This is a genomic window from Thermodesulfobium narugense DSM 14796 (genome assembly GCF_000212395.1).
GTDB lineage: Bacteria > Thermodesulfobiota > Thermodesulfobiia > Thermodesulfobiales > Thermodesulfobiaceae > Thermodesulfobium > Thermodesulfobium narugense.
Genome location: NC_015499.1, coordinates 721,219 through 734,664 on the forward strand (window position 1 = coordinate 721,219; position 13,446 = coordinate 734,664).

Here is a 13,446-nt window from a genome sequence, read left to right on the forward strand (position 1 = left end):
ATTATTATATCAAATTTTGTTTTATAATGTACAAAATTATAAGAATAATTAGGGAGGATTAATGATTTTTTGTGTTGGGACTATAGTATTCGATACCATACTTGTAGTTAAAAAGTTAGCATTGGTTAATGATGCAGTGGTAGCTGATGAATACAAAAGGACTTTTGGAGGAGCTGCTGCGAATTGTGCTGTTGCAATAAAAAAATTATCCGTAGATTCGGGCCTTATTTCTGTTGTAGGAGATAATGATTTTCACCACGGGTATGAAAGTTACCTCAAAGATTTGATGATAGACACAAAGTTTGTATTTAAAGTTCAAAATGGATATTCTCCAAGAAGCATTTTAATTACAAGAGTGCCCGATGGTGCTCAACAAATTTATTTCTATGAAGATAAAATAAACTATGAAAAAATTTTAGAATCAAATATTTCTAGTATATTAGACAACTTAGATAAATGTAAGGTGCTACACTTTACTACTGGCTATTATGATTTCTATAAAAAATTTTTAATTAAATTAAAGGAATTAAAGGATCGAAAAAAAAATATAAAAATTAGTTTTGATCCAGGGCAGCAAACTCTGACTCAACCTGAAAAAGTAATTGAAATACTGCCATATGTTGATTTTTTGTTTATGAACGAGTTCGAGAATAAAAAATTATGCGAAACCTTAAATGTTGACAATATTATGAAATATAAGAAATTTGAACTTTCTTGTGTAAGTTTAGGTAAAAATGGATGTGAGATTTTTTATAACGGAGTAAATTATAAAATTCCAGCTATTCCTCCAAAAAAATTTGTGGATTCTACTGGGGCGGGAGATAGTCACAGAGGCGCTTTTTTGGCTTCGTATCTTTTAGGATTTGAGTTTATTGATTGTGCATATATAGCAGCCTCTGTATCGTCTTTTGTTCTAGAAAAAGATGGAGCTCAAACTAATTTGCCCACTCTTGATATGGCAATTGAAAGAGCTAAAAAATTTACTAATTCAAGGTTTAAAGTTTCACGTCAATCATAGCTGAGACACCGACTCCTAATACTCTATGGAACTGTAATGGGTTAAGAGAGTCGGATGGTATTAGTGCTTTAATTCTAAACTTATCATTGCTAAAATTAAGTTCTAACTGCATAACAGCTTGAACTGTTTGCACTCTTTCAGCGGGACCAGAAACCTGTACTGCACCAACATACGTCCCGTTCCCTATCGATATAACTGGTACAACTTTTGTCATTTCTTGAGTAGAAATGTTTCTGTTCATTAGTGCTGTGTTAATAAAGTCATTTATTTGTCTGCCAAAAATTTTAACTGCTATTGCAATTCCTCCACCTTCTAAAATACTGCTTAGATTGAATGCATAAAGTTTGGCAGGCGATAAAAGAAATAAGCTGCAAATTAGAGCTGCAATGGTAACTCTTTGGAAAATAAATTTTCTCATCTTATCCCTCCTTTATAGCTATTATATTCTAATCTAGATTACAGATAAATTAAATCTTTGACAAAAGCATAAATTTTTTATAGTATTTTCTAAATTAGTTTTATATGGAGGTAATTTCTATGATTATTGTAATGAAACCGTCAGCTAGTGAAGAGGAGATTAATAGAGTAATTGAGAAGTTAAAGAGTTTAGGCTTTGGGGTTCATCTTTCAAGGGGAGAGGTTCATACTATAATCGGTGCAATTGGAGATAAGAAATTATTAGTTGAACCTATTGAGGTGTTACCGGGAGTTTCTGAAGTTATACCTGTGAGGAAGCCATATAAAAGAGCTAGCAGAGAATTTCATCCTCTGGATACCATCATAAATATGAAAGATTTGAAAATAGGTGGCGAACAATTGGTTGTTATGGCTGGGCCGTGCGCTGTTGAAAGTAGAGAATTGTCTTTTGAAGTGGCAAAAGCAATTAAACGTTGTGGAGCTAAAATTTTAAGAGGAGGTGCATTTAAGCCCAGATCTAGCCCATACTCTTTTCAAGGATTGGGAGAAGAAGGATTAAAATATCTTCGAGAGGCTGCCGATGAATACGGGTTAAAGGTTGTTACAGAGGTAATGGATACAAGAGATGTGGAATTGGTCGCCTCTTATGCTGACATACTGCAAGTTGGGACAAGAAATATGCAAAATTTCCCCCTATTAAGAGAAGTAGGCGGATGCTCAAAACCTGTTTTACTAAAAAGAGGATTGTCTTCATCAATTGAAGAGTGGTTATTAGCTGCAGAGTATATTTTGGCTGAAGGAAACCAAGATGTAATTTTGTGTGAAAGAGGAATTAGAACTTTTGAAAAATATACGAGAAATACCCTTGACTTAAGCGCTGTTCCCCTAGTAAAACAACTTAGTCATCTTCCAATAATTGTTGATCCAAGCCATGCTACAGGAAAGAGGTCTCTTGTAGCTCCTATGGCAAGAGCTGCCATTGCTTCTGGAGCAGATGGATTGATGATAGAGGTTCATCCAAGGCCAGAAGAAGCCCTCTCAGATGGACCTCAGTCTCTTAATTTGAATGAATTTGAGACACTTATGAAGGAAATTCGCCCGATAGCAAAAGTATTGAATAGAACTTTGTAAAAATACAATGGATTTTAAAAATATTTGTGTTATAGGACTAGGCCTTATTGGAGGCTCTCTAGCTAAGGCGTTTTCTTTTAATGGGTATAGCGTTTATGGGTATGATTCAAGTATAGATACTATTAATTTGGCTAGATCTGATGGATTTTTTCGTCATTTGAACGATAAATTTGACTCTAATATTTCTTTTTGTGATCTTGTCTTCGTATGTGTAAATATTGAAAAAACTCTAGAGGCTTTTAAAGCTCTTATACCATATCTAAAAAATAATTGTATTGTATCTGATGTGGCTAGTGTAAAATCGCACTTTTTTGATGAAGTGAGCAAAATTATTCCTAAAGATGTAAACTTTATAAGCACTCATCCAATGGCTGGAACTCAGTATAGTGGGTACGAGAATTCTTTTAAAGAAATCTTTTTTGATAGACCTTTTTTAATAATAGAAAACGAAAATGCTAAGCATTTAGTTAATGAATTTAGTAATTTTTTAAAAATTAATTTAAGAGTTAACATTCAACTAATTAGTATTAATGAACATGATAGTCTTGTTTCTTTAGTTAGCCATTTGCCTATGTTTGTTGCACTATCTTTATCGAATACTTTAAGAAAATATGATCAAACTTTTCCATATTTGAATTTAGTTGCTGGTCCTGGTTTTAAGGACACATCTAGATTAGCGCTTCAAGATCCAAATTTTACTTATTCAATATTTAAATTCAATAAGAAAGAGATCTTGAAAGCTATTGATTCATACATTGATACTTTATCCTCTCTTAGAGACTCTTTTGATAAAGACATAGAGAGATTTAGGTCAGAAATTGTGGTAGCTAAGGAATTTAGAGGGAGGTTTTAGATTGAAAATTTTAGGAAAATTTAAAAAGTTTTCTTCAGAAATTTCAGTTCCTTCTGATAAATCTATTACACATAGACTTTTTATTTTTGCTCTATCAACCAAAAAGGAATCTATTATTAGAAACCCCTTGCTTGGTGCAGATACTTTGTCAACGTTAGCAATAGTGGAACAGCTTGGTGGGATGGTTAAAAAGCAAGAAAAAGCAATTATTATTAAAGGTAAGGGTTTAAGAGATCTTGATGAACCGACAGATATATTAAACTGTGGTAATTCTGGAACCACAATAAGGCTTTTTTCGGGTTTATTGGCTTCGGAAAGAAAGGGATTATTTATCTTAACTGGGGATAATTCCCTAAGAAACAGACCAATGGGTAGAATAATAAAACCATTATCTATTATGGGAGCCAATATATTTTCAAGAAGAAACTTTTTGGCGCCTTTAGCAATTGTTGGAAATAAGAATGGTCTAGATGGTATTAATTACGAAATGCCCATTTCAAGCGCACAGTTAAAGTCGTGTTTAATTTTGGCTGGGCTAAAAGCTAATTCTGATACTATTATTATTGAACCATTTCCCTCCAGAGATCATACTGAGCTTATTTTGACTTATTTGGGTGTTAATATAAAAAAAATAAAGAACTCAATATACGTATATCCCTCAGAAGATCTTAATCCCTTTGATTTAACTGTTCCGGGAGATCCTTCATCTGCAGCATTTTTTGTGGTTCTTGCAGTATTAATACCTGGTTCTAAATTGTTAGTAAGAGACGTTTGCCTTAATCCTTTAAGGATAGGCTATATCGAAGTACTTAAAAGAATGGGTGCAAATATAAAGCTTGAATACTGTTCCTTTAACCCCGAACCAATCGGGAATATTTTTGTAGAAGGGGTGGAGAAGTTAACAGCTACAAATATATCTCCTGAAGAAGTACCTAAAATTATAGATGAGGTGCCTATCATTTCAATTGCTATGGCGTTGGCTGAGGGAAAAAGTGAAGTATCAGGTGCGCTTGACTTGAGGAAGAAGGAAAGCGATAGAATTAATGCAGTATGTTTTAACTTAAGAAATATGGGAGTTAAAGTTGTCGAAAAAGAAGATGGCTTTTTGATAGAAGGTACAAATGAGCTTAAACCTTCAAATATTAAAACTTTTGATGATCATAGAATAGCAATGGCTTTTACTATTGCTTCACTTTTGGCAAACGGGGAAAGCTCAATAGATAACCCATCATGTTGTGCCATTTCTTTTCCAGATTTCTATGATAAATTAAAAGAGCTATAAAACAATAATTACTACTTTTTTATTTTCAAATTATTGAATTTTTCTAAAAGGAATGCCTTTGCATCTTCTTCGTCTTTAACTTCTCCCCTTATCATGGCTCCTTTTAACATTTTTAATGCTATGCCAACTGTAGGTCCAGGTTCAAGGTTTAATAGCTTCATTATTTCTTTTCCATTTAGTGGTAATTTTTTAGGTGGTTCGTAGTAAAGAGACGTCTTAATAATTTTTTTGTATAATCTGTATCTTTCTAATATATAAGAAAGGGTAATTTTCTGGCCTCTGCTTGATAGTCTGTCTGCTAAACTAAGAAGAGTAATATTGACGGTATAAGGATAAGTTCTGCTTAGAAATTTTAATATATGAGCTTCAGAATTTTCAGGTGGTATAAAAATCGGTTGCATATGATTCTTAACCAAATGTTTTAGCTCTTTTATCTCTGATTTTGACAGTCGCATTCTTCTGGCAATTTTTTCAACTATTATAGAACCTTCCTGATCGTGATTAAGAAAGCTTGTTTTATTAGAATCTAGTTTCATAGTTATAGGTTTTCCCACATCGTGTAAAAGAGTAGCTAACTTTAATAATTGTAGATTCTTCCTGCCACCGCCTATTATATGATTTAAATAATGTGTTAGTTTTTCTGATATATCGTGCCAGATAGGAGATTTGAAAAGTAAAATCCTCTCAAGACATCTGAGTGCTTCAAAAGAATGCTCAAGTCCATTTAAATGATGAAATCTTTGGGGTTCTGCACTAACTTTTTCAAGTAATGTCAGCTCTGGGAATATTATTTTCAAAATACCTGCTTTCCAGAGATTATAAAGAACGTCAGCAGAATTCTTTAGGTTTAAAATTTTGAAAATTTCATCTCGAACTCGTTCTGAAGGAACTTGAGATATTAGAGGTGCTTGTTCCATAATCAAAATACCTGTTCTCTCATCTAACTGAAAATTCATTTCGGCGACAAATCTATAGGCTCTAATGAGTCTGACAGGGTCTTTGATAAAGGCAAGGTCGCTGGTTAGTCTAATTCTTTTGTTAATTAAATCTCTAATCCCCTCAGCTGAATCAAAGAGAGCTCCGTCGCTCATTCTTATGGCCATTGAGTTTATTGTAAAATCTCTTTCTAATAAATCTTCTTGAAGGTTACTGCCCTTTGGTTCTGATATGTCTATTTGCAAACCTTCTTTTAATATACGAATTGTTTTAGAAGAATAGTTAGCGCCCTTAAGAAAGAAAAACTTCCCGCCTAAATTACTAGCTAATAATTTGGCTATATCTGACACAGACCCCTCAGAAACGAGGAAGTCATAGTCGCTTATTTCTTTGCCAATTAATAAGTCTCTAACTGCTCCTCCAACTAAAAAAACATCCTCATAAGCGTTGTTGTCTAATAGGATGTGAATTTTATTGAGCAAACTATTTTTTTCTATTAATTCCTTTAAAGAAGTTATTTTTTCTCCCCCTCTTTTGTATATTTATAATGTTCAAAAAGTATTTAAATTATAAAACATAATTTTGAAAAAATCAATTTTTTGATTTGTCTGTCTTTTCCCAATTTTCAAGCTTAAATTTTACAAAATCTAAAATACTTTTTTGTTCCTCTTTTGACAAAACCTTTAGAGCGTAAAACATCATGCTAAATTCAGGTTCTTCAGAAAACTTCTTTGTTAAATCGTCTGTAATATAACCTGCTCTTAGATATAAATCTAATTCATCTATCCCAAGAACTGATGCTATATTTTTCAAGACTTTTGGAGATGGTGGTGGCATCTTCCCAGATTCGAGCTTATTTACATAACCAGGATCTATCCCAGATAGCAGAGCAAGCCGCCTCTGGTTAATGCCTTTTCGAACTCTTGCTTCTTTTAAGAATTTACCGAATTCATTTGTCAAATTCGTTCACCTCTTTGTATTAGTAAAAACCACTAACTCCTGCTTCCAGGTTGTATACTTCCCTAAAGCCTTTACTTTTCAACATTACTGATGCCTGATAAGACCTTGAGCCTGTGCCACAGTATATGATAATCTTTTTATTTTTAATATATTCTAAATCAGAATTATATAAATAATCAATAGGTATGTTGATAACGTTCTTGAAGGGAGAAGGAACTTTTTTAAATTCATCTTCTGATCTTACATCTAATAATACTACGTTTTCCATATTTTTATCATTTTCTAAAATTTCTTTTACTTCTTCGAATGAAATTCCTTTGTACATATTGTTCTTTTTGTTTTCATATATTTGAAAGCCCTGAATCAAAATGTCTACAGAATTTGAAAATGGAGGGGAATATGACAGATCTAAGTTTAGAACTTTATTATTCAAAATCTTATTTTGAATAATTGTTGCAGCAATATCAATTGTTTTGTCCACATTGGCTTTTTTGCCTATACATTGAGCTCCGATTAAATTATCAGTTTTTTTATCAAAAATAAGTTTAATGTTTATTTTATTGCTCTCACTCATATAATGTGGTTTATCAAAACCAGAATAATAAACTGTTTCAAAATCAATATTCAAATCCTTTGCCTCTTTTTCGCTCAGGCCAGTTTTGGCAATATTAAAATCTAATACTTTAACTATTGCAGTTCCTATTGATCCATCAAAAGTTTGAGTGTTGTTGTTCATAATATTATTTGCAACAAGTCTCCCAAGTCTGTTAGCATAAGTTGCCATTGGTGCATAAAAGGTTTTGTTAGTTAATAAATTTTTTATTTCTATACAGTCACCAACTGCGTAAATATCAGGGTTTGAAGTTTGTAGAAATTCATTTGTTATTATTGCACCTTTTGTTGACACTTCTAATCCAGCTTTTTTTGCTATTTCTGTGTCTGGTCTTACTCCTGAACATATAAGGAATATATCTGCATTTACCTCTCTTTTTTCAGAAATGGCCTTAATTGTTTTTTTGTTTTTTGAGACAAATTTTACTACTTTTTCACCTGTAAATATTTCCATTCCATTGTTGAACATTTGTTTTTTTAAATATAACCCTATTTCTTTGTCTATAAGTGCTGCAAGAGGCCAATCAAAGATTTCAAAGATTGAAACATCTATATTAGAATTAAAAAGCGATGAAGCAACTTCACACCCAATTAAACCAGCACCTAGAATACAAGCGCTGTTGACTTTATTCTTTTCTAAATAAGATTTAACTTTTATTGAATCTGATGGGTCCTTTAGCGTGAAAAGATTTTCGTCTTCAATCGAAAGCCCTTCTATGGGGGGAACAATAGCTTTTGAACCTGTAGCTATTACAAGTTTGTTGTATTGGAATCTAAATGTATCATGACTTACATTATTTAGGACCACAACGGTTTTTGATTCTGGATCAATTTCGGTAACCAAGTAATCTAGTAATAAATCTATGTTAGCGTAATTCTTAAAATAATTTTCATCTCTTAAAGATCCAAATGATGTCTTTCGCAAGTCATCAAAATCTTTTACTAAACCTTCCAGATAAAATGGCATTCCGCAAGCAGCAAATGAGGGATACGTTCCTTTATCTATAACTAAAATTTTCTGATTAAAATCTAATCTTTTCAATCTCATTGCAGTTTTAAGCCCTGCTGGTCCAGCTCCGATTACAATCACATTAAATTTATCCAAATTCATGCCTCCTAAAAATATACTTGAAATATAATTTATAAATATTTTATTACAATTTTTTAGTTTTATTACAAATTTTTAATTCTAACATTTTTTTTACTTTATTTAAGCAAATAAATTATAATATATTTTATGTCATTTAAATTTGATGCTGATGATTTAGATTATAAAGACGTTTTAAAAATCATTTGCAAAAAAGCATTTTTGCCTTTTGTTAAAGAAAATATTTTAAATATCAAGCCTTTAGAAATTTTTGAACTAAAAATAAGGCAAAAGTGTATTAATGATGCTATCAATATTATTTGGAAGTACTCTGATCCTAGAGAAAGGCTGCAAGAAATTGCTATTGATTCACTTGTTAATTATAAAAACCATCTTCCCTTTTCCTTTAAGAACTATTTTGGACTGTTGCTCTTTTTAAAAGCAGTTAGTTCAATTAGAGAATTTTTTTTAAAAACAGAACTTAATTTTAATTTTTTTTATGATAGTTCACTAAAGCTAAATTTCCCACAAAAATTTTTTAACCTCCTTATAAATATTTTTGATGATGAAGGTAATATAAAGGATAGTGCAAGCGAAAAATTAGGCGAAATAAGAAAAAATATAAAAAAACTTGAAAAAGAACTCAATAGTTTACTTAATGACTACATTAGAGGTGAAAACAAAAAATATTTTCAGGAAAGCATTATTCTAGAACGAAATGGTTTTTATTTACTTCCTGTAAAAATTGAATATTTAGATAAAATTCCAGGAACAATTAGGGACACTTCTGCTTCAGGACTTACAGCTTATGTTGAGCCTTATATTTCTGCACAAATAGTTAGTAAAATTAGATTGAAAAGGGAAGAAGAATTAAACGAATTAAAGTTAATACTTAAAAATCTTGATAAAAATTTTTCTGATAATAAAGCAATAATCCAAGAATGCGTTGATTTTTACGAAACTGTAGACTTTTTTTTCTCTTTAGGGATATACGCTAAAGAAAATAATTGTATAAAACCAGAGTATGTTGACGAAATGGTAATTGATTTTAAAAATGCAAAGCACCCTCTCTTAAAAAACCCAATTGGTCAAGATTTTTTATTAAACAAAAACTTAAGGGGTTTTATATTAACTGGACCAAACGGTGGCGGCAAGTCTGTTGCATTAAAAAACCTTGGTTTAAACGTCTTTTTAGCTCTCAGTGGACTTTTTGTGCATGCAAGTAGTGCAAAAATTGGTCCTTTTAAAGGGTTGTATTCAGATTTGTGTGATATACAGGATTTAAGTTTGGGACTTAGTTCCTTTACCTATCATATAGATAGATTAAAACATTTTTTGGAGAACGACCTAAAAAATGTGATAATTTTAATAGATGAGTTGGGTAGTGGAACAGATCCTAAAGAGGGCTATGCTCTGGCAAAGTCAATTATTAAATATCTTTTAACAAAAGGTGCATTTGTTTGTATAACTACTCACATTGCAGAATTAAAGATAACAAATATTGAAGGCTTTCAGATAGCTATAGGTGCAATGGAATATGATAAAAATTCAAATCTTCCTACTTATAGACTTGTGTGGAATTCTGTTGGTAATAGCCATGCTTTAGATGTTGCAAAGAAAATGGGTTTACCTTTAGAAATTATTTCTGATGCAAAAGAATATCTTATTGGCGATCGGGTTTATAATGAGATGATAAAGTTAAACGAACTTACAGAATTTTACTACAAAAAAGTTGAAGAATTAAACAATAAGGAAAAAATTTTAGAAAATGAAAGAAAATTTTTAAAAGAGAAATTTGAGCAGCTTGAAAGAGATATGAAAGAACAGTATGAAGAAAAAATATCTCAATTAAATAAATTGCTGTCTTCAGTAAACTTAGTTGCTAAAGAGTTGAAGAGAAATTTGAATCAACCAAAAAAAGATTTAGTGCTTGAAAGTTTAAAAAAATGGGAGGAATTGAGCAGCTTAATTAATGAAAAAGTTTTAAAAAGAGAAGAGACTTCTAAGGATAAAATAGAGATAAATATTGGCGATTATGTTAATATATCAACAATGAATATATCAGGGAAAGTAATAAAAAAACAAGGTAAAAGGAGCTTAGTACAAACAGATAAGTCTAAAATCTGGGTTGATAATTCTTTGTTAGTTTTTGATAAGAATGAATCTGACAAAAAGCTCTCTAAGGAGTATAGTAATACTTTTAGTGTTTTAAGTAATCTAAAAAACATGGGTCCTAATGTTGAAATTAGTGTTAGAGGTTTGAGAGCAGAAGAGGCAATACAAAGAGTCGAAAAATTTATAGATAAATCCTTAATTTCTAATGTCCCCTATGTAAGAATAGTACACGGCAAAGGAGAAGGCATATTAAGAAAAATTATTCATGAAATATTAGAAAAGCATCCACAAGTTAAAAGCTTTAATTTGGCTGATCCTCATGAAGGAGGTGCAGGAGTTACAATTGTACATTTTAAATAAATCATTTTTGAGAAAAATTTTTGTTTTGTTGTTTTTATTCCTTATAACAGTAGCGGTTTCAACAAAAGCTTTTGCTGATGATCTAATATTTACTCCCTCCCCATGGCAGCTGGCAAAGCTTCCTTTGAACAGTAGCCTTAACCTTGATTTTTCTTCTGGAGAATTTATCCCAGGTCAGCAAGACTCAATACAAAGAGTATCAATTATTGTGTTGAGCAATGACAATCCATTCTGGGATTCTGATAAAGCAGCTGTTTACCTTACAGAAGGAGAAAAAGAAAGATATTATTCTCCAATTCCAGGTAATTTCTTCGGTCCACCACAGTCAAGATGGTTCTTTATTACTTTTTCAAGATTAGCCTCGTTTAGCAGCTGTACTGTTAAAGTAATATTGAAAGGTGCTATTGTTCCAACTGCAAATTTGTATTTTTATACTAGCAATGGAATTTATAAAAATACAAAAATAGGGTTTGGATATTATGATACTGTTAGCTATACTTTTAAATTAGGGCAACCAGGAGATAGTATTACTTTAGTGATATTAAACTCACCATCAGATTCAGGTCCTAATATGGTATCCAACTGGAGATCTTTGGATTATAAAATAGAAGTATCAGGAAACCCTTAGTGTTTACAATATTCATTCTAGTAACTATAATACATAGGAATTTTAGTACAGGAGGGTCATATGAAAGAGATAATTAATTTGACTCAAGAGGGTTACGATAGATTAAAAAATGAGCTCGAATATCTTAGAGATGTTAAATTAAAAGAAATATCAGAAAGGATTCAAGAAGCAAAGGACTTTGCAGAAGATTTTGGCAATCTTGAGTATGAAGAGGCAAAAAGCGAGCAGGCTATGGTTCTTGCAAGAGTTAATGAATTAGAAGCTCAACTTTCCAATGCAAGAATAATCGATAAAGATAAAATAGAAATATCGAGGGTTGGTATAGGTTGTAAAGTTGTGGTAAAGGATCTTAACAAAAAAACTATAAAGGAATATACTATTTTAGAACCTATTGAGGCAGATCCTGTAAATGGAAAGATATCTTTTCAATCTCCAGTAGGAAAGGCTTTATTTGGGAAACAAGTAGGAGATGAGGTTACTGTTCACACTCCAGGTGGTCAAACTATAAAATTAAAGGTGGTAAGCATTGAAAGAGCATGATGAAGAATCCTTTTTAATTGATAAAACTTTAGAGGACGAATATTATAAGCAAAGGCTTTTAAAAATAAATGCTTTAAGGAATATGAAAATTGACCCTTATCCGGTTGAGTCTAATTTTTTAGATTATATTTCTAACATAAAAAATAAATTTGAAGAAAATAAGCTATCTGAAACAGACGAAACAACTGTAGTTGGAAGACTTTTCTCTAAAAGACTTCACGGGAAGATGAGTTTTGCTGATATAATTGATTTTACTGGTAAAATACAAATACAATTAAAAAAGGACATTTTAGGTGAACAATATGATTTCTTTAAAAATTATATTGATATAGGAGATTTTATCCAGGTTTCGGGGAATCTGTTTAGAACTAAAACAGGTGAGATTACAGTTTTAGTTAAAACAATAAAAATATTGTCGAAAGCTTTGAGAGCTCTGCCGGAAAAATGGCATGGTCTAAAAAATGTTGAGTTAAGATATAGGTTTAGATATTTGGATCTTATATCTAATCCAAAAACAAGAGATATCTTTGTAAAGAGAAGTAAAATAATAAGTTTTATTAGAAAATTTTTTGAAGAGAGAGGTTTTTTAGAAGTTGAAACTCCAATGCTACACATAATACCAGGAGGTGCATCTGCAAAACCTTTTGTGACCTATCACAACGTTTTAGAGAAAAATTTATTTTTAAGAATTGCCCCTGAGTTGTATTTGAAAAGACTCTTGATTGGTAATTTTCATAAAATTTTTGAAATAAATAGATCATTTAGAAATGAAGGGGTTTCTGTTAAACACAATCCTGAATTTACAATGTTAGAAGCCTATCAGGCTTATTCTGACTTGAATGATATGATGTCCCTTGCAGAGGAGCTTTTATTTTATCTTTGTCAAAACGTTTTAGGTACTACAGATATTGTCTATCAGGGGAAGACTTACAGTTTCAAGCCACCTTTGAGAAGACTTGATTTTGACGAATCGATCAAAGAATATGTTGGTTTAACCGAGGATCAACTGAAGGATAAAGCTTTTTTGCAGTCTTTTGTAAAAAATTTAGGTTGCCAATTCAGCGAGGAATGGGGACTGGGAAAGTTAAAGCTTGAAATATTTGAGCACATTGTAGAGAAGAAAATTGAAGAACCTACCTTTGTAGTTGGCTACCCAGCAGAAGTTTCTCCACTGGCAAAAAAGGATCCTTTGAATCCAGAAAAAGCTCATAGATTTGAGTTGATTGTAGCTGGTAGGGAAATAGGAAATGCTCATAGCGAGTTGAACGATCCGATTTATCAAAAAAATATGTTTTTAGAACAAGCAAAATTAAAAGAAAGCGGAGATGAAGAAGCCCAGAGTATGGATGAAGATTTTATTTTTGCGCTCGAACACGGCATGCCACCTGCAGGTGGACTTGGTTTGGGAATTGATAGAATAGTTATGCTCCTGACTGATTCTCCTTCGATAAGGGATGTTATATTTTTTCCTCATTTAAAACCAAATTAATTATGGAAGGTGAATTTA

The 13,446-nt window shown here is 31.6% G+C and carries 12 protein-coding genes; 8 read left to right on the forward strand and 4 right to left on the reverse strand.

Annotated elements, in window-relative coordinates; genetic code table 11:
* Positions 1 to 61: 61 nt before the first annotated feature.
* On the forward strand, positions 62 to 1,018 hold the full coding sequence (locus tag THENA_RS03765) for a carbohydrate kinase family protein (RefSeq protein WP_013756103.1): 957 nt from the start codon (positions 62 to 64) through the stop codon (positions 1,016 to 1,018).
* On the opposite strand, the gene THENA_RS03770 is transcribed toward THENA_RS03765, so the two are convergent.
* Positions 996 to 1,436 (reverse strand): hypothetical protein, encoded by a 441-nt coding sequence (locus THENA_RS03770; RefSeq protein ID WP_013756104.1) that lies wholly within the window; start codon positions 1,434 to 1,436, stop codon positions 996 to 998. The two genes, THENA_RS03765 and THENA_RS03770, sit on opposite strands and share 23 nt — an antisense overlap.
* A gap of 119 nt (positions 1,437 to 1,555) precedes the next feature.
* Here THENA_RS03770 and aroF point away from each other — a divergent pair, with 119 nt between their 5' ends.
* From aroF to aroA, 3 genes are read left to right on the forward strand one after another with little or no spacing between them, the layout of a single operon-like run.
* Positions 1,556 to 2,566 carry a 3-deoxy-7-phosphoheptulonate synthase gene (gene aroF / locus THENA_RS03775; RefSeq protein ID WP_013756105.1) on the forward strand — a complete coding sequence of 337 codons (1,011 nt, stop codon included), beginning with the start codon at positions 1,556 to 1,558 and terminating at the stop codon, positions 2,564 to 2,566.
* A 7-nt stretch (positions 2,567 to 2,573) separates the two neighbouring features.
* On the forward strand, positions 2,574 to 3,419 hold the full coding sequence (locus THENA_RS03780; protein ID WP_013756106.1) for a prephenate dehydrogenase: 846 nt from the start codon (positions 2,574 to 2,576) through the stop codon (positions 3,417 to 3,419).
* A 1-nt stretch (position 3,420) separates the two neighbouring features.
* A complete protein-coding gene (gene aroA / locus THENA_RS03785) occupies positions 3,421 to 4,701 on the forward strand; it encodes a 3-phosphoshikimate 1-carboxyvinyltransferase (RefSeq protein ID WP_013756107.1) in 1,281 nt (426 codons plus the stop codon).
* 11 nt (positions 4,702 to 4,712) lie between these two features.
* Here aroA and THENA_RS03790 read toward each other — a convergent pair whose 3' ends face one another.
* The 3 genes from THENA_RS03790 to THENA_RS03800 all read right to left on the reverse strand — a co-directional run bounded on the left by THENA_RS03790 (position 4,713) and on the right by THENA_RS03800 (position 8,314).
* Positions 4,713 to 6,119: a CCA tRNA nucleotidyltransferase gene (locus THENA_RS03790; RefSeq protein WP_013756108.1), complete on the reverse strand. Its 1,407-nt coding sequence runs from the start codon at positions 6,117 to 6,119 to the stop codon at positions 4,713 to 4,715.
* 109 nt (positions 6,120 to 6,228) lie between these two features.
* Positions 6,229 to 6,597, reverse strand: coding sequence for a helix-turn-helix domain-containing protein (locus THENA_RS03795; protein ID WP_013756109.1), 369 nt, complete (start codon positions 6,595 to 6,597; stop codon positions 6,229 to 6,231).
* Positions 6,598 to 6,616: 19 nt separating this feature from the next.
* Positions 6,617 to 8,314 carry an FAD-dependent oxidoreductase gene (locus tag THENA_RS03800; RefSeq protein ID WP_013756110.1) on the reverse strand — a complete coding sequence of 566 codons (1,698 nt, stop codon included), beginning with the start codon at positions 8,312 to 8,314 and terminating at the stop codon, positions 6,617 to 6,619.
* Positions 8,315 to 8,446: 132 nt separating this feature from the next.
* Between THENA_RS03800 and THENA_RS03805 the strand changes: the two genes are divergently transcribed.
* Genes THENA_RS03805 through lysS form a run of 4 tightly spaced genes read left to right on the forward strand, consistent with a single transcriptional unit; the run spans position 8,447 to position 13,428 of the window.
* A complete protein-coding gene (locus tag THENA_RS03805) occupies positions 8,447 to 10,771 on the forward strand; it encodes an endonuclease MutS2 (protein ID WP_013756111.1) in 2,325 nt (774 codons plus the stop codon).
* Complete coding sequence (locus THENA_RS03810; protein WP_013756112.1) at positions 10,755 to 11,399, forward strand: hypothetical protein; 645 nt, start codon at positions 10,755 to 10,757, stop codon at positions 11,397 to 11,399. Before THENA_RS03805 ends, THENA_RS03810 begins: the two co-directional genes overlap by 17 nt.
* A gap of 60 nt (positions 11,400 to 11,459) precedes the next feature.
* The gene (gene greA, locus THENA_RS03815; RefSeq protein WP_013756113.1) at positions 11,460 to 11,939 is read left to right on the forward strand and encodes a transcription elongation factor GreA; all 480 of its coding nucleotides are present in this window, start codon (positions 11,460 to 11,462) and stop codon (positions 11,937 to 11,939) included.
* On the forward strand, positions 11,926 to 13,428 hold the full coding sequence (gene lysS / locus THENA_RS03820) for a lysine--tRNA ligase (RefSeq protein ID WP_013756114.1): 1,503 nt from the start codon (positions 11,926 to 11,928) through the stop codon (positions 13,426 to 13,428). Before greA ends, lysS begins: the two co-directional genes overlap by 14 nt.
* The last annotated feature ends 18 nt before the right edge of the window (positions 13,429 to 13,446 follow it).